Origin of the sequence: Erwinia sp. (assembly GCF_049696395.1) — a bacterium.
Taxonomy (GTDB): domain Bacteria; phylum Pseudomonadota; class Gammaproteobacteria; order Enterobacterales; family Enterobacteriaceae; genus Erwinia.
Window position 1 is genome coordinate 1 of the sequence record NZ_JBAVTT010000165.1, and the last position, 16600, is coordinate 16600.

16 protein-coding genes are annotated in these 16600 nt (G+C 51.2%); 12 read left to right on the forward strand and 4 right to left on the reverse strand.

Annotation, left to right across the window (positions count from 1 at the left end):
* The first annotated feature begins 464 nt into the window (after nucleotides 1-464).
* Both WCC56_RS19315 and WCC56_RS19320 read left to right on the forward strand, forming a co-directional pair.
* A complete protein-coding gene (locus tag WCC56_RS19315; RefSeq protein WP_424693941.1) occupies nucleotides 465-1127 on the forward strand; it encodes a DUF3313 domain-containing protein in 663 nt (220 codons plus the stop codon).
* Nucleotides 1128-1240: 113 nt separating this feature from the next.
* A complete protein-coding gene (locus WCC56_RS19320; RefSeq protein ID WP_424693942.1) occupies nucleotides 1241-2356 on the forward strand; it encodes a PQQ-dependent sugar dehydrogenase in 1116 nt (371 codons plus the stop codon).
* A gap of 72 nt (nucleotides 2357-2428) precedes the next feature.
* Here the strand turns inward: WCC56_RS19320 and WCC56_RS19325 are convergent, their stop codons facing one another.
* Nucleotides 2429-3085, reverse strand: a complete 657-nt coding sequence (locus tag WCC56_RS19325) for an HAD family hydrolase (protein WP_424693943.1) — start codon at nucleotides 3083-3085, stop codon at nucleotides 2429-2431.
* A gap of 274 nt (nucleotides 3086-3359) precedes the next feature.
* Between WCC56_RS19325 and WCC56_RS19330 the strand changes: the two genes are divergently transcribed.
* A complete protein-coding gene (locus WCC56_RS19330) occupies nucleotides 3360-4562 on the forward strand; it encodes a serine hydrolase (protein WP_424693944.1) in 1203 nt (400 codons plus the stop codon).
* A gap of 44 nt (nucleotides 4563-4606) precedes the next feature.
* Here WCC56_RS19330 and WCC56_RS19335 read toward each other — a convergent pair whose 3' ends face one another.
* Together WCC56_RS19335 and ybjG are read right to left on the reverse strand one after the other, a co-directional pair.
* The gene (locus WCC56_RS19335) at nucleotides 4607-5893 is read right to left on the reverse strand and encodes an HAAAP family serine/threonine permease (RefSeq protein WP_424693945.1); all 1287 of its coding nucleotides are present in this window, start codon (nucleotides 5891-5893) and stop codon (nucleotides 4607-4609) included.
* 494 nt (nucleotides 5894-6387) lie between these two features.
* Nucleotides 6388-6993, reverse strand: a complete 606-nt coding sequence (ybjG, locus tag WCC56_RS19340) for an undecaprenyl-diphosphate phosphatase (RefSeq protein WP_424693946.1) — start codon at nucleotides 6991-6993, stop codon at nucleotides 6388-6390.
* Between the two features lie 738 nt (nucleotides 6994-7731).
* On the opposite strand from ybjG, the gene ybjM reads away from it, so the two are divergent.
* Nucleotides 7732-8103: an inner membrane protein YbjM gene (ybjM, locus tag WCC56_RS19345; RefSeq protein WP_424693955.1), complete on the forward strand. Its 372-nt coding sequence runs from the start codon at nucleotides 7732-7734 to the stop codon at nucleotides 8101-8103.
* A 131-nt stretch (nucleotides 8104-8234) separates the two neighbouring features.
* On the opposite strand, the gene WCC56_RS19350 is transcribed toward ybjM, so the two are convergent.
* Nucleotides 8235-8498 carry a GrxA family glutaredoxin gene (locus tag WCC56_RS19350; RefSeq protein WP_424693947.1) on the reverse strand — a complete coding sequence of 88 codons (264 nt, stop codon included), beginning with the start codon at nucleotides 8496-8498 and terminating at the stop codon, nucleotides 8235-8237.
* 200 nt (nucleotides 8499-8698) lie between these two features.
* On the opposite strand from WCC56_RS19350, the gene WCC56_RS19355 reads away from it, so the two are divergent.
* The 8 genes from WCC56_RS19355 to potI all read left to right on the forward strand — a co-directional run bounded on the left by WCC56_RS19355 (nucleotide 8699) and on the right by potI (nucleotide 15786).
* Nucleotides 8699-8980: a DUF1418 family protein gene (locus WCC56_RS19355; RefSeq protein WP_424693948.1), complete on the forward strand. Its 282-nt coding sequence runs from the start codon at nucleotides 8699-8701 to the stop codon at nucleotides 8978-8980.
* Nucleotides 8964-9686: an oxygen-insensitive NADPH nitroreductase gene (gene nfsA, locus WCC56_RS19360; RefSeq protein WP_424693949.1), complete on the forward strand. Its 723-nt coding sequence runs from the start codon at nucleotides 8964-8966 to the stop codon at nucleotides 9684-9686. The genes WCC56_RS19355 and nfsA overlap by 17 nt, the downstream gene beginning before the upstream one ends.
* 17 nt (nucleotides 9687-9703) lie before the next feature.
* A complete protein-coding gene (gene rimK, locus WCC56_RS19365; protein WP_424693950.1) occupies nucleotides 9704-10606 on the forward strand; it encodes a 30S ribosomal protein S6--L-glutamate ligase in 903 nt (300 codons plus the stop codon).
* 86 nt (nucleotides 10607-10692) lie between these two features.
* Nucleotides 10693-11172: a YbjN domain-containing protein gene (locus WCC56_RS19370; protein ID WP_424693951.1), complete on the forward strand. Its 480-nt coding sequence runs from the start codon at nucleotides 10693-10695 to the stop codon at nucleotides 11170-11172.
* A gap of 435 nt (nucleotides 11173-11607) precedes the next feature.
* Nucleotides 11608-12717, forward strand: coding sequence for a spermidine/putrescine ABC transporter substrate-binding protein PotF (gene potF, locus WCC56_RS19375; protein ID WP_424693952.1), 1110 nt, complete (start codon nucleotides 11608-11610; stop codon nucleotides 12715-12717).
* A gap of 120 nt (nucleotides 12718-12837) precedes the next feature.
* The gene (gene potG, locus WCC56_RS19380) at nucleotides 12838-13971 is read left to right on the forward strand and encodes a putrescine ABC transporter ATP-binding subunit PotG (RefSeq protein WP_424693956.1); all 1134 of its coding nucleotides are present in this window, start codon (nucleotides 12838-12840) and stop codon (nucleotides 13969-13971) included.
* A gap of 10 nt (nucleotides 13972-13981) precedes the next feature.
* The gene (gene potH, locus WCC56_RS19385; RefSeq protein WP_424693953.1) at nucleotides 13982-14944 is read left to right on the forward strand and encodes a putrescine ABC transporter permease PotH; all 963 of its coding nucleotides are present in this window, start codon (nucleotides 13982-13984) and stop codon (nucleotides 14942-14944) included.
* Nucleotides 14941-15786: a putrescine ABC transporter permease PotI gene (gene potI, locus WCC56_RS19390; RefSeq protein ID WP_424693954.1), complete on the forward strand. Its 846-nt coding sequence runs from the start codon at nucleotides 14941-14943 to the stop codon at nucleotides 15784-15786. Before potH ends, potI begins: the two co-directional genes overlap by 4 nt.
* The last annotated feature ends 814 nt before the right edge of the window (nucleotides 15787-16600 follow it).

The window sequence follows — 16600 nt, forward strand, 5'->3', positions numbered from 1 at the left end:
AAGCGCAAGAAACAGCATCAGAAAGAGTTTGGTTGATACGCTGGACAAAAGGGCCAGCAGGGATCCGCCCAGCCCTTCAGAAAAGAATTAAATCTTAGACGCCCAAAGTGAATGACATTCTCTACGAGCGGGTAAGGATAGACATAGTGCAGGCGCACCCAAACGCCCAGTTTGGCCAACTGCTCTCACAGGCTGACCATGCTGGTTTTCACCGGCACCAGGCTGAGGAACGGGTTGTGTGCAGGCTTTGGCACGTAGCGATGAACGTGCGACAGAACCTAATGATTTTTTTTTGAATACAGCAAGCAGTGCGGTGGGATGGCTGACAGGTTTCGTATATAAAAAACCGGCTGCACATGTATCTCACGTTTCCTTTCAAGCTTTAGGGTGTTGCCCACAAGACGCGCTATGCTTCAGTTGTCATTGCCTTTTTTTGCTAACCTCTTTGTGAAAAGGAACACCTTATGCATGTGCTGCGGCTTGGTCTTATTGCCGGACTGGCTATTTCGGTTCTGGCCGGATGTTCTTCGAAAGTAGCGGAATCTCAGCAGTATTCAGGATTTTTATCTGATTATTCAAAACTCAACCCTACCGAATCACCCAGTGGGCATCCTACGCTTCGCTGGATATCACCGGACTATAAAGCGTCTGATTATCGCGGTATCTACTACACGCCAGTGGTCTATTATCCTGCCGCCAGGCCAACGGCTCGCGTCAGCCAGGCCACGCTCGATAATCTGAGAAACTATGTTGATAGCCGCCTGAAAGCCGCAGTGGCTAAGAAGATGCCTTTGGTCAGCTCGGCAGCTCCGGGCACATTGATCATGAAAACCGCCATTACTACGGTCAATGCCGAAAACGAGGACATGAAGTTCTATGAAGTGGTGCCAGCCGCTGCGGTGATTGCCGAAACGATGGCTGCAACGGGTCACCGTACGCAAAATAGTGTGTTGTATCTGGAAGCCGAGCTGATCGATGCCAAAACAGGTAAGACGGTAGTGCAAGCCGTGCGAAAAGCCTATGGTAAGACGGTGCCAAATGCCAGTGCTCCTATAACACTGCAAGACCTGCAGCAGGGCGCTGATGAGATGATTAACGACGTTACCACCTTCCCGCAGTCACCCTGAAGGTTGTGTCATTAAGCGCCGGATTCTGACGGCGCTTAATGTTTTGTAAAAACAGCCCCCTTTTCAGCTCACTTCACTAAATTTAACGGACATTGACCTTAAGGAGTGAAGGTATGTCTCGTTTGTTTCCCCTCTGTCTGTTAGCCGGTTCCATCTTGTTTTCCCCTTCTGTTCTGGCTGCAAAAGTCAGCGTTGAGCAGTTACAACAAGGGCTCGATCACCCCTGGGCTATCGCCTTCCTGCCTGACAATCAGGGGATATTGGTCACGGAACGATCTGGCCAGTTACGGCACTGGCAGCAGGGGAAAGGACTTTCCCAGCCGATTTCTGGTGTGCCCAACGTCTGGGCGCAAAGGCAGGGCGGTCTGCTGGATGTTGCGCTGGCCCCCGACTTTACTGAAAACCGTCATGTTTATCTCACCTGGACAGAAGCCGATGAGTCCGGGCGGGCTGGCGCGGTGGTGGGTTATGGCACGCTGAGTAAAGATCTGAGCAGTCTGACTGACTTTAAGACTCTCTTGCATCAGCAACCGAAACTCTCCAGCGGGGCCAATCTGGGGGCGCGGCTGGCCTTTGATCAGGCTGGTTATCTTTATGTGACATTTGGCGATAATTTCCAGGCGGCATCAGCCCAGGACTTATCGGCATTAACCGGTAAGATTATCCGCCTGAATGCGGATGGCAGTATCCCGAAAGATAATCCTTTTGCCGGTATGCCGGGAGCCAGAGCGGAAATCTGGAGTTATGGTATGCGCAATCCGCAGGGGCTTGCTTTTAACCCGTGGAGCAAGGAAATGTGGGAAAGTGAACATGGTCCTCGTGGCGGCGATGAGGTCAATATCCCTCGCAAAGGTCAGAATTACGGCTGGCCACTGGCAACCTGGGGAATAGATTACAGCGGTGAGAAGGTTGCGGGATCGAAAGGCGGAACGGCGCCAGAGACGGTCCAACCGGTGTTCTGGTGGAAGGTTTCACCGGCGATTAGCGGGATGGCCTTTTATAACAGCACGCACTTCCCGGAGTGGAAAAACGCCCTGTTTATCGGTGCGCTGAAAGAGAAAAACCTTATTCATCTGACGGTTAACGGGGATAAGGTTGAGGAAAAAGAGCGGTTGCTGAAAGATCGTGGTGAGCGTATCAGGGATGTTCGGGTGGGGCCAGACGGCTATCTTTATGTCCTGACCGACGAGTCTGACGGTAAGCTGCTTAAAGTGGGATTAACGAAGTAACGGGAATCTTCAGTCGATAATTGCAGGAAAATCTGGAATCTCCAGTCTGGCGATTCCAGATATTCAACAGGCTTATCTAACCCAATGACAGACTTCCCAGCCACGCTGCTGAGCGAGACTGTGCAGTTGCTCGCCGGGATTGATCACATGAGCGTGATCGGCATGTTCAAGCATAGCCAGGTCGTTGATTGAGTCGCTGTACGCCCAGGTTTTACCAAAGGTGGCGTCGCTCTGGTCAGCCAGCCAGTCGTTCAGACGGGTGACCTTGCCTTCTTTGTACGTCATGGTGCCGTAGGTCTGGCCGCTATAGCGGTCATCAACGATCTCCACGCCAATGGCCAGGGCACCGTGCGCGCCAAGCTGTTCGGCAATCGGCACCACCAGGTGTTCTCCGCTGGCCGAAACAACCATCACTTTATCGCCTCGTTGTTGATGCCAGGCCATTCTCTCGCGGGCTGAAGGATACACGCGCGGCAGAATGTCCCGCTGAATAAAGCGCCTGACCCAACCTGTTACGGTCAGTGTTCCCATGCCGGTTAAGGGTGACAGGGTGGTGCTCATATACTCTTCCATCGACAGGGAACCCTGATAATACTGGTCCATCAGTGCCCGTTCCTGCTCAATAAGCGCGGCCGGGGCAAAGCCCTGGGAGACTAACCAACGGAGCCACAGGCCGGTGCTGTCTTCGCAGATCAACGTTTCATCAAGATCGAACAAAGCTAAATCCATCGTCATTACTCCTAAGGCAAACTTTATTCAGGTTAGCGGAAATTTGTGACTGACTTAACTGTTCTGCGAAAAATCGGAATTTCACCTGGTGCCGATCGCAGTGAATGGCGAAAAAAAGCGCAGCGGCAAGGCATATCCCAGATTAATCTAATAAACTCTGAATAACTTTACAGTAATGCTGTTCTTTTTAAGGCCAGAAACCGATAGCTTGTCAGGGTTTCTGCCTGCCACGCTGAAAAATACCTGTCTTTCAAATGGATACTTGGGTCTCGCCATGAAGAAATCGCTCCTTCCCGCCGGTGTATTAACACTGACCGTCACCACTTCACTGTTGTTATTCACCTTTTCAGCCCGGGCAGAAGAAGCCCCGGCTGCGCCACAAATTGATGCTAAAGCCTGGATCCTGATGGATTACAACAGCGGTAAAGTGCTGGCGGAATCCCATGCAGATGACCGCCTTGACCCAGCCAGCCTGACAAAAATGATGTCCAGCTACGTAGTGGGCCAGGCTATCAAAGCAGGCAAAATTACCAATGACGATATGGTGACAGTAGGAAAGGATGCCTGGGCGACGGGTAACCCCATTCTGCAAGGTTCCTCGTTGATGTTTCTGAAGCCGGGCGATCGCATCCCCGTTTCAGAACTGAACAAGGGAATTATTATCCAGTCTGGCAATGATGCCAGTATTGCACTGGCAGATTATGTTGCGGGCAGTCAGGATTCTTTCGTCAGCCTGATGAACAACTATGTGCAGGCGCTGGGGCTGAAAAATACCCACTTCAAAACGGTGCACGGACTGGATTCAGAAGGCCAGTACAGCACGGCCAGAGATATGGCGTTAATTGGTCAGGCGTTAATCCGTGATGTGCCGCAAGAGTATGCCCTGCACAAAGAGAAAGAGTTCACCTTCAACCGCATTCACCAGCAAAACCGTAACCGCCTGTTATGGAGCAGCAACCTGCAGGTCGATGGGATCAAGACTGGCCATACAGCGGGTGCAGGTAACAATCTGGTTGCTTCAGCAGTAAGTGGCGATCAACGCCTGATTTCCGTGGTGTTAGGTTCTCCGACCGATGCCACTCGCTTCCGGGAAAGTGAAAAGCTGCTGACCTGGGGATTCCGCTTTTATGACACGGTCACGCCGATTAAAGCCGATAAGCCCTTTTCCACTCAGCGGGTTTGGTATGGAGATAAGAAAGAGGTCAATCTTGGCGTAGCTCAGGATGCCTCAATTACTCTACCGAAAGGCCAGATGAAGAACCTGAAAGCCAGCTTTACGCTTTCGCAGCCTCAATTAACCGCGCCGCTAAAGAAAAATCAGGTGGTGGGGAATATCGATTTCCAGCTTGATGGCAAAACCATTGAACAACGTCCGCTGGTGGTGATGGAGGAGGTGAATGAGGGCAGCTTCATTAGCCGGATGTGGGATTTCGTGATGATGAAAATAACCGGCTTGTTTGGCAAGTGGTTTGCCTGACGGGCAGAAGAGAAAGGGGCGAGAATTCGCCCCTTTTTTTTGGCTCAAACCAGGTCGTAAGCGATAGCAGAGATCGCAATCAGCCCAACCAGAACCACGAAGATATTGCTGATTTTGCCACTGTACTGACGCATTGCCGGCACTTTATTAATGGCATACATCGGCATCAGGAACAGCAGCACGGCAATCACCGGGCCACCCAGCGTTTCAATCATCCCCAGAATACTGGGATTCAGGGTGGAAACCAGCCAGGTGGTGATCAGCATAAAGATCGCCGTGATCCGGTTCAGCTTAGCTTCCGGCAGTTTTTTACCGGCTTCGCCCAGCGACTTAACCATCAGTCCGTTAAAGCCTTCACGTGCGCCAAGGTAATGGCCAAGGAAAGATTTGGTGATGGCGACCATGGCAATAATCGGCGCCAGCCAGGCCATCAGCGGCGTATCAAAATGGTTCGCCAGATAGGAGAGGATCGAAATGTTCTGGGCTTTTGCCTCGGCAAGATTCTCCGGAGAGAGGCTGAGCACGCAGCTGAAGACGAAGAACATCACCGTCACCACCATCAACACATGGCTGAAAGCCAAGATGCGTGAGCACTTCTGCTCAGCACCCTCGCCGTACTCCTGCCGTTTGGCTACCGCAAAAGCCGAGATAATTGGCGAGTGGTTAAAGGAGAACACCATCACCGGGATAGCCAGCCACAGGGTCATCCATAAACCCCCGCCACCGCTGCCAGCCAGACTGACGTTCTGGAAAACGGAGGTATTCCAGTGAGGGATCAAAAACAGCGCCAGCGCCATTAGCACCAGCACGAAGGGATAAACCAGCACGCTCATCGTTTTGACGATCATCTCTTTGCCAAAACGGACAATCGACATCAGACCGACGATCAGGATCAGGGCCAGCAGCGCTCTCGGCGGCGCTTGCAGGTGCAACTGATGGGTCATAAAGCTCTCAACCGTATTGGTGATCGCTACGCTGTAAACCAGCAGAATGGGGTAAATGGCGAAGAAGTAGAGCAGGGTGAGCAATTTACCGGCGCCCTTACCGAAATGCTCCTCAACCACACCAGTAATGTCTTCACCCACTTTACGTCCTGACAGAACAAAACGGCAAAGCCCGCGATGGGCAAAGAACGTCATAGGGAAGGCCAGCACCGCCATAATCAACAGCGGGATCAACCCACCAATTCCGGCATTAATCGGTAAGAACAACACACCAGCGCCTATCGCCGTACCGTACAGTCCCAACATCCACATAGTGTCGCTTTTGCGCCAGCTGGCTGCCTCTTCGACACCGGTTAGTGGCAGGGACGCCGTTTTGGATGAATCCATGATTATCTCCAGTTTGAAAACAGTAAAGTAAAGCGCGCCGCAATAAGCATGCAGGAGAGGAAATAGCGCACTTTAATTTAGGGCTCTGTCTGGAAGGCCGACACTCTACCATCAGAAAAGTAAGAAGGAAGGGGGAGAAAAGGAATTTCTGGCGATCTCAATCACATTTTAAAAAATAATATTAGTGATAAATGCTGCTTAGGCGTTTTTGGGTGGGTAAATTATCTGGCTTTTAGGTTTTATTTTGGTTTTTTAGGCTGGTTTTGTGGATTGTTTACCAGGTTAAATAGTGTTCTTAAGCTGTTTTTTGATTGGGATAGTCTTAATAAATGTGATTAAAATCAATGTTATGGGATTTAATTTTGTGACTGTAATTTAACGATTTATATCATTTGCGCAACACGGCGACTAAATTAACTGAATAGTTGACCGTGTTGCGCAATAAATTAGCCGTAACTTTAACCACGAACAGAATACTCTCCTGTCCACGAGGACTAGTGGCGTACCCAGCCCTTACGAATAGGGAAAGCGAACAGTAGCCGATACAGCGTGGAAATATTCTGTAATAAGCGGCGGCCACAGAAATGCCAGGCAACCTGAGCAAACAGGCAGGAGAGCGCACCAACCAGTAATCCTCCCAGCATATCCATTGGCCAGTGAACGCCAAGGTAAATGCGGGACCAGGCAATGGCGGAACCTGTCACCAGTAACAATGCGCCCGACCAGCGGCGATGCCAGCTGAAGAAGGCAATGGCGAAGGTGAAAATGGCGGTGCCATGGTCGCTTGGGTAAGAGTCATCCGGTGCATGCGGCAGGAACTGATGGCCTAACCCCACGACAAAAGGTCGCGCATGGGGGAATAAATTGCCCACGCACCAGGAGATAGTCAGCGCATAACCCAGCGCGATCCCGGTTTTCAACACCAGCTTACGTTGTGAACCCACCTCACGCTCTGGCCCCCAAAGCCACATAGCGACAATCAGCACAGGCATGATGGCAATCAGGTCACGCGCAATAAACGTTGCCAGTGAAATCAGCCACTCCGGCGAGGCTGGCGTGGCGTTAATCCACAGAAAAAGCAGCCGATTCAGCTCTTCCATTGTTATTTTTTCCTCATATTGTTCAGCAGGATCAGCCAGAGAAGATAAAAGCGAGCGGCGAGAAGATAAATAGCCCCGCTCCTAAATGACCGTTTGGTTTTGCTTTTGTTAAGAATTGATGGCGATTTTATGTCAGGGGAATGAAGCGATAACAGAGGTTCAGGCGCAGAGGGAATCAATAAGAACGGGAAAGAAGTGAGATAAGTCTGAAGCAGAAAGAAAAAAACCCGCTAATCATTTGATTAACGGGCTCCACAATTTAGGGGATTTCAAAGAAAAGCAGTGGCACTAATTATGACTACAGCAAGATTTAAAAGTTCTGATCTGCACTGAAATATTTTTTTTTGGCTTAAAGAAAGCCACTAAGAACACATTTAGGGAATTTGTTAGTTAAGAAATTTCTCAGTAAAACCGCAGGTTAGGCTTAAGACTGCACCACTCTTAAACACCCTGTCATTTCGATTTAACAACTTTGCGACCTTTTACTGCCTGATGTAACGTCCTGTTTACCAGTAACCTGTTGAAGTTAATCGAAATTTATCCTATATTGCCTTTCTGTCAGCAGAGCAGTGGCGCATTCCAGGCGTTTCCAGGAATGATAGCCAGCAATCAGATTAACGCGTTTTCACTCATTCGTATCACTCTTTCAGCCAGTCATCGCCGCAACGTGAGTAACGGTAGTTTTAACCAGTTAACCGAATTACATAGCCGGGAGAAGGTCCTATGGTATTTAAAGGGATGTCCTGGACAGGCACCATTGCTTGTTTCGTCCTTTACTGCCTCGTTTTTGTGGCCGTGAGATATGAAATGAGTGCAGACATCATTATTCAGGGAAAACCCCGTCTGGGCCTGCTGATGTTTGCCATACCGGGTGCGGTAGCAGCCTTAACCTCAAAAGAGGCTCCCCTGACAGTAGCGTTGGCCGGTGCTTTGCTGGCAACACCGATTATCTGGTTTGCATTGCATTTTTCGCTGGCATCGCCGAGTCCGGTTTTACAGGAAATGGCCTTTATCACCAGCGCGATTTTCTGGAGTGGCTCGGGGGCTCTGGTGGTGATGCTTTCCCGCACGTTACTGGGCGATGAAGATCATAGCGGAAGGCACCGCTAAGACAAAGTGCTCAGTGGCGGTCTGAGTAAGTCTGAGATGAGATTTTCCAGGCAATAAAAAAGGTCGATTGAATATCGACCTTTTTTTACGCCTTCATCGTGCTGATAAAACAGCCAGATAAGCAGAATGACTTACTGGAACAGGCCCAGGTTTTCTTTAGCGTAAGCTTCAAAATCCGTGCAGCCACCGATGTGGGTTTCATCCAGGAAAATCTGTGGCACAGTTTCTACTGGCTTACCGACGGTCTTTTCCAGATCCGCTTTGGTGATGCCTTCAGCGTGGATATCCACGTAGCTGAAAGTGAAGTCATCGCGCTCTGCGGTCAGCTTCTCAGCCAGCTCTTTCGCACGGACACAATAAGGGCAGCCAGGGCGTCCAAAAATCACTGCAAACATAGGTTTCTCCTCAAAGGTCAAAAATTATGTGATGCATATCACACTTAATCAGTTATTGCCGAATATCATGCCCGCTTCGTGCAGGGAAGGGAAGAAGGAATTACCTGTTGATCTGATTCGCACAGGCTATGCACGAGGCTGCGGGATAGGCTTTAATAACGTCAGAAAGGATAGAGCAACCCCTACTGAGGAGATACACCATGCGTGCTTTTAGTCGGCTACCCAAATCCCTCCTGCTGCTGGAAGGGCTTGGCGGTATTTTGCTGCTGCTCTCTTACTTCACACTGCACCGGATGCTACCCTTACCGGCACCTTTTTCCGGCCCGCTGGCTGCCACAGTGATGATCTTTGTGGGGATTGCGTTGATGCTCCCCGCAGCGCTGGTAATGATGTGGCGCACGGCTAAAGCGATGGCGCCGGAACTTTTGAACGCAAAGCGTAATGATTCACCACCAGGAGAGAAGCATGACCCCGACCATTGAGCTACTGTGCTCGCACCGATCTATTCGGTCTTTTACCGACCAGCCGATTGATGACCAGCAACGTGAGGCCATTCTGGCTGCCGCTCAGTCAGCCTCAAGCTCAAGCTTTTTACAGTGCTCCTCTATTGTCCGTATTACCGATAAGGCTCTGCGCGAAAAGCTGGTAGGCCTGACCGGCGGTCAAAAGTATGTTGGCACGGCTGCTGAGTTCTGGGTTTTCTGCGCGGATTTCAATCGTCTTCAGCAGATCTGCCCTGAAGCTCAGTTAGGCCTGGCAGAACAACTTCTGTTAGGCAGCGTTGATACGGCGCTGATGGGACAAAATGCGATGATCGCTGCGGAATCCCTTGGCCTGGGCGGCGTGTTCATTGGCGGTATCCGTAACAGCATTGCTGAAGTGACTGAGCTGCTGGGCCTGCCGAAATTTGTCTTGCCCCTGTTTGGTCTTTGCCTGGGAACGCCAGCACAATCTCCACAGCTGAAACCGCGTATGCCTGCTGCGATGCTGGTGCATGAAAACCACTATCAGCCGATTGATGCGAAGGTGCTTGCCGCCTACGATGGCGAGCAGGAAGAGTATTACCTGTCCCGCGAGAGCAATCCTCGCCGAGAAAGCTGGAGCGAGCATATCCAGAAAACCATTGTTAAAGAGAGCCGTCCGTTTATGTTGGACTACCTGCACAAGCAGGGCTGGGCAACGCGTTAAGCTCCCTGGAGGCCGTTGTGATAATAGCGATTCTTTCCCGAGATAGCTCGCTTTACTCTTGCAAACGTTTGCTTGAGGCCGCGCGAAAGCGTGGCCACAGCGTTGAAGTGATCGATCCGCTCTCCTGTTATATGAACATCAATCCGGGTTCATCGGCCATTCATTATCGTGGCAAGCAGCTGGCCCATTTTGATGCGGTGATCCCACGTATTGGCTCAGCCATTACTTTTTATGGCACGGCTGTGCTGCGGCAATTTGAAGTCTGTGGCAGCTATCCGCTTAACGAGTCAGTTGCCATTACCCGAGCGCGTGACAAACTTCGTTCCCTGCAGCTGCTGGCGCGGCAGGGAATTGATATGCCCGTTACTGGCTTTGCTCATTCCCCTGATGACACCAGCGATTTGATCAAAATGGTTGGTGGGGCACCGCTGGTGGTGAAGCTGGTGGAAGGCACGCAGGGAATTGGTGTGGTGCTGGCGGAAACGCGCCAGGCCGCCGAGAGTGTGATTGATGCCTTCCGGGGATTGAATGCGCATATTCTGGTGCAGGAGTTTATTAAAGAAGCTCAGGGTCGGGATATTCGCTGTCTGGTGATTGGCGGTGAAGTGGTGGCCGCTATTGAGCGCTCTGCTAAGGAAGGGGATTTCCGTTCTAACCTTCATCGTGGCGGTACGGCTCGCAGTGTGGAAATTACCGGACGAGAGCGCGAAATGGCGATTAACGCCGCGGCTACGCTGGGGCTGGATGTGGCTGGTGTGGATATTCTCCGTGCAAAGCGGGGGCCGTTGGTAATGGAAGTGAATGCCTCACCTGGGCTGGAAGGAATTGAAAAGACAACGGGTTTAGATATTGCCACGCTAATGATTGGCTGGATTGAACAACAGGCGCGCCCCGGCTTCAGTCTGAAAACCGGTGGCTGAGCGCATATTTCTGTCACAATCGTGGTGTTTAAAGGCGTTTTTACGTAAGCTAGGCCGCAATTTTAAGGCGGTAAGAGAGAAAGCACATGGATTCACTCGTCGTTCCAGATATTGACGTAATACGACGTTGGCTGGATCAGCAAAGCATCACCTGGTTTGAGTGTGACTCTTGTCAGGCGCTTCACCTGCCGCATATGCAAAATTTCGACGGGGTGTTTGATGCCAAGCTCGATTTGGTCGATAACGTCATTCTGTTTTCAGCGTTGGCTGAGGTTAAACCTACTGCGCTTATCCCGCTGGTTGGCGATCTTTCGCAGATCAACGCCAGTTCGCTGACCATTAAAGCTTTCCTGGATATTCAGGATGACAACTTGCCGAAGCTGATCGTCTGCCAGTCGCTGATGGTAGAGGCGGGAGTGACCTACGGGCAATTTGTGCACTTTATGAAGCAGAGTGAAGAGCAAATCTCGATGGTGGTACTGGAAGCCTTTGCCAACCAATTGCTAATTCCTGGCGAGGAAGAAGATCGCACCGAGATTGTCTCTTCCCATTCGCTGCTGCATTAAAAACGGCCTCACTTTCTCTGTCGGGTTGATCGCTGATTAACCCGCTCTTCATCTCCCCCTGCTGTTTATTTATTCACTCTCTCTTAACTGTTGCTATTTTCCCCAGTTGAACCGGGCGAACAACCATTTTTTATTCTGCTTTATAGCCTAAAATGCCAGATATCTGTCGCCGTTTATGCCACCTTTGGCGTATCACAGAGAGGAAACATGCATTAAAAATCGATAAAAGGCGTTTTTTACGCGGGGGGCTGGCCTGAGGGCAGCAGGGGGGCTATTCTTGCCAGGCTGCATTTCGCATGCAACGTCGCTACAGGTATAGGTTTTTTCTATCTAACAGCACGGTGAATAGTCATTCATTATAGGGCCATGTTCTGGCCAGCTGTGGGTAGCTTGTGCCTCTGTTTGTAATTATCCCTGTTCAGGAGAATGGAAAACATGTTCAACCAACGTAAGAAATGGTTGTCAGGTGTGGTTGCTGGCGTGCTGATGGCGGTTTCCGCTGGCGCAAGTGCTGCTGATAAGACGCTGCATGTCTATAACTGGTCAGACTATATTTCCCCGGATACCGTACCGAACTTTGAAAAACAAACCGGTATCAAAGTGGTCTATGACGTGTTTGACTCCAACGAAGTGCTGGAAGGCAAGCTGATGGCCGGCAGCACCGGTTATGACGTGGTGGTGCCTTCTTCCAGTTTCCTGGCTCGCCAGCTGCAATCCGGCGTTTTCCAGCCCCTGGATAAAAGCAAACTGCCTAATTACAAAAATCTGGATCCGGACATTCTGAAAAAGCTGGACCAGCATGATCCAGGCAATAAATACGCGATCCCGTACCTGTGGGCGACCACGGGTATTGGTTACAACGTGGATAAAGTGAAAGCTGCGCTGGGCAAAGATGCGCCAGTAGACAGCTGGGATTTGGTTCTGAAACCAGAAAACCTGGAAAAGCTGAAAAGCTGCGGCGTGTCGTTCCTGGATGCTCCGGAAGAGATCTTCGCTACAGTGTTGAATTACCTTGGCAAAGATCCGAACAGTTCCGATCCTAAAGATTATTCTGGTGCTGCAACCGACTTGCTGTTGAAGCTGCGTCCAAGCATCCGTTATTTCCACTCTTCTCAGTACATTAACGACCTGGCAAACGGCAACACTTGTGTAGCGATTGGCTGGGCTGGGGACATTCTGCAGGCGAAAAACCGCGCTATCGAAGCGAAAAACGGTGTTCACCTGGCTTACAGCATTCCTAAAGAGGGCGCACTGGCGTTCTTCGATATGCTGGCAATCCCTAAAGATGCCAAAAATCTTGATGAAGCGTACCAGTTCCTGAACTACCTGATGGAGCCGAAAGTGATTGCTGACGTCTCTAATAAGATGTTCTATGCGAACGGTAACAAAGCTTCTGTTCCGCTGATCAATCAAGACATCCGTGATAACCCGGGCATCTTCCCAACCCCGGAAACCATGGCTAAATTGTTCGTGCTGAAAGTACAGGATCCAAAACTTGATCGTGTGCGTACCCGTGCATGGACTAAAGTTAAAAGTGGTAAGTAACTGACAAAAGCGGGATTGACTCACTTTTGATCAAGTAACAGAGGCGCATCTACTGGCCTCTGTTTTGTCTTTTATACGGCTGAGAGGCCGTATTCTGTCCAGCGCCGGAGAGTAATGGTAGTGAACGACGCGATCCCCCGTCCGCAACAAAAAGCAGCCAAGGCGTTAACGCCGCTGCTAGAGATCCGCAATCTGACCAAGTCTTTCGACGGTCAACATGCGGTTGATGATGTCAACCTGACTATCTACAAGGGTGAGATTTTTGCGCTGCTTGGCGCTTCAGGCTGCGGCAAATCGACACTGCTGCGCATGCTGGCAGGATTTGAGCCGCCTACCTCCGGGCAGATTATGCTGGATGGCCAGGATCTCTCCCATGTGCCGCCTTACCAGCGCCCAATCAATATGATGTTTCAGTCCTACGCACTGTTCCCACATATGACGGTGGAACAGAATATTGCGTTTGGTCTGAAGCAGGATCGGCTGGCTAAAGATGAGATTAACAGCCGCGTGGCAGAGATGCTGACGCTGGTACATATGCAGGAGTTTGCTAAACGTAAGCCGCATCAACTTTCTGGCGGTCAGCGCCAGCGTGTGGCCCTGGCGCGAAGTCTGGCGAAACGGCCTAAATTGCTGTTGCTGGATGAGCCCATGGGCGCGCTGGACAAGAAGCTGCGTGACCGCATGCAGCATGAAGTGGTCGATATTCTTGAGCGTGTGGGCGCAACGTGCGTGATGGTAACCCACGATCAGGAAGAAGCGATGACCATGGCGGGCCGCATTGCGATCATGAACCGTGGCAAGTTTGTGCAGATTGGTGAACCGGAAGAGATTTACGAGCATCCGACCACTCGCTACAGCGCGGAGTTTATCGGGTCGGTGAACCTGTTTGAAGGGATCCTGCGTGAGCGTCAGGCCGATGGTCTGGTGATTGAAAGCCCAGGGCTGATTTATCCGCTGAAAGTGGATTCTGACGCCTCCGTGGTGGATGGCGTGCCGGTGCATGTGGCGCTGCGTCCTGAAAAAGTGATGCTTTGCGAGGAAGTTCCGGCTGACGGCTGTAACTTTGCGGTGGGTGAAGTGGTGCACATTGCCTATCTGGGCGATCTGTCGATCTACCATGTGCGTTTGCGCAGCGGCCAGATGATCAGTGCTCAGTTACAGAATGCCCATCGTTTCCGCAAGGGTGCGCCAACCTGGGGAGATGAAGTGCGTCTCTGCTGGGAAGCGGACAGTTGTGTGGTTCTGACGGTGTAGTGGGGGAGTGATGAGCGAAAATTCTTCAAGAACTACCGAACCACCAACCCGACAACAAGGTGCCTTCAGCGCTTTGCTGGGCCGGTTGCAGATGAAGCAGGGGCGCAAGCTGGTCATTGCCTTGCCTTACTTGTGGTTGATATTGCTGTTCCTGCTGCCATTTTTAATCGTACTGAAGATCAGTTTCTCTGATATTGCGCGAGCCATTCCGCCGTACACCGATTTAGTGACCTGGGCTGATGGTCAGTTGACCATGGTGATGAATCTGGGGAACTACCTCACGCTGACGGATGACCCGCTGTACGTAGATGCATATCTGCATTCGTTACAGGTTGCGGCGATCTCAACGGTGATCTGTTTGCTGATTGGTTATCCGCTTGCCTGGGCGGTGGCGCACAGTTCGCCGTCAACGCGTAATATCTTATTGTTATTGGTGATCCTGCCTTCCTGGACGTCATTCCTGGTTCGCGTGTACGCGTGGATGGGGATTTTAAATGATAATGGCATTCTTAATCGCTTCCTGATGTGGACCGGAATTATCGATCACCCGATAGCCATTCTCTACACCAATCTGGCGGTTTATATCGGCATTGTTTACTGCTATTTGCCGTTTATGGTGTTGCCGATTTATACCGCGTTGACGCGCATTGATTACTCCCTGGTAGAAGCCTCGCTGGATCTTGGCGCACGCCCAATGAAGACTTTTTTCAGCGTGATAGTGCCGTTGACCAAAGGCGGCATTATCGCCGGTTCTATGTTGGTCTTTATCCCGGCGGTTGGCGAGTACGTGATCCCGGAACTGTTGGGAGGCCCCGACAGTATTATGATCGGACGCGTTCTCTGGCAGGAGTTCTTTAATAACCGGGACTGGCCGGTGGCTTCGGCGCTGGCGGTGATTATTTTGCTGATTTTGATCCTGCCGATTATCTGGTTCCACAAGCATCAGAATAAAGAGTTGGGGGAGAAGGAATGACCACGTTACCGACTATTCGTTCTCCATGGCGCACGGCGATCCTGATAGTGTGCTTTTTCTTCCTGTATGCGCCGATGGCGTTACTGGTGGTGTATTCGTTTAACTCTTCGCAGCTGGCGGCATGGGAGAGTTTCTCCCTGCACTGGTACAACGTGTTATTCCATGATGATGCGATGATCAGCGCCGTGACGCTGAGTCTGACCATTGCCGCGCTGGCGGCAACGGCGGCTTCAGTACTGGGAACCATTGCCGCGGTGATCATTGTCCGGTTTGGCCGATTCAAGGGCTCAACCGGCTTTGCGTTTATGCTGACTGCGCCATTGGTGATGCCAGATGTGATCACCGGCTTGTCGCTATTGCTGCTGTTTGTGGCGATGGCCAATACTTTTGGTTGGCCTGCAGACAGAGGAATGCTGACTATCTGGCTGGCGCATGTGACGTTCTGTACGGCCTACGTTGCAGTGGTGATTAACTCGCGTCTTCGCGAGCTTGACCGTTCCATTGAGGAAGCTGCAATGGATTTGGGTGCCACGCCGCTGAAGGTGTTCTTTGTCATCACCGTCCCGATGATTGCCCCGGCGATTGTCACCGGCTGGCTGCTGGCCTTTACGTTATCGCTGGATGATTTGGTGATTTCCAGCTTTGTGACCGGGCCAGGGGCAACGACGCTACCGATGCAGATTTTTGCAACGGTTCGCCGTGGCGTAAACCCGGAGATCAATGCGCTGGCATCTTTGATTCTGTTTGTGGTCGGCATCGTTGGCTTCATCGCCTGGCGCTTTATGGCCCACGAAGAGAAGCAACGGTTGCGGGATATCCAGAAGGCGCGTGGCGGCAACTGAGTTCACGTTTAAGCTCAAGGCCAAGGACGGCTGCGGTGGTAAGGCGTTGGCTTAGAGCGTGTTGCTTAGGTCAAAACCGGCTGCGGTGGTACGGCGTCGGCTTAGAGCGGGTTGCTAAGGCTGCAACGTCAAGGACGGCTGTGGTGGTAAGGCGTCAGCATAGAGCGCGTTATCCGAGACGCCGTGAATACGTCCCTGTAGGCTTGGATGCAGCATCCCTGCTGCATACACTCGGCTAACGCGCTCTATGCCGCCGCCCAATAACTTCCGTGTCGTTGAAGGGATTCGTGGATACACAATTCAACACCCACTCTTCAATTCCCAACTCAACCTGCCAGTGTCGTTTTACCTGGCAGATGCCCGCGCTCATTTTTAAAGAGTGGGGAGAGTTTAATTGCCTGGAGTGAGTTTGAGGTTTGATTGATTTGGATGGTTTACACGATTTGACTGGTTTGACTGGTTTGACTGGTTTGACTGGTTTGACTGGTTTGAATCAGTGGATTTCGAAGTGTGTTGCCCCAATCAAACAGGCAACATTGAAGCTGATGGGAAGGGAGAGAAGGTTGATAAGCAAAGTATCTGCGACATGGACGTCGCAGCTAAGCCTCCAGGGATGGATGCACGGCGTCTTTGTGTTCAACCTTCTCTCCCTGACCAGCCACCTGACTGTCCAGACAACTTTCGACACTACAGACACAAGCTCTCCCTGACCTTGTACCAGACCCTTCAGACAACTAACGATCCAGAGCATCCATCCCAATAAGCGTCCCTTATCCGAGCACCTTCTGCACGCAGGTTTTGAATACTTTTATCC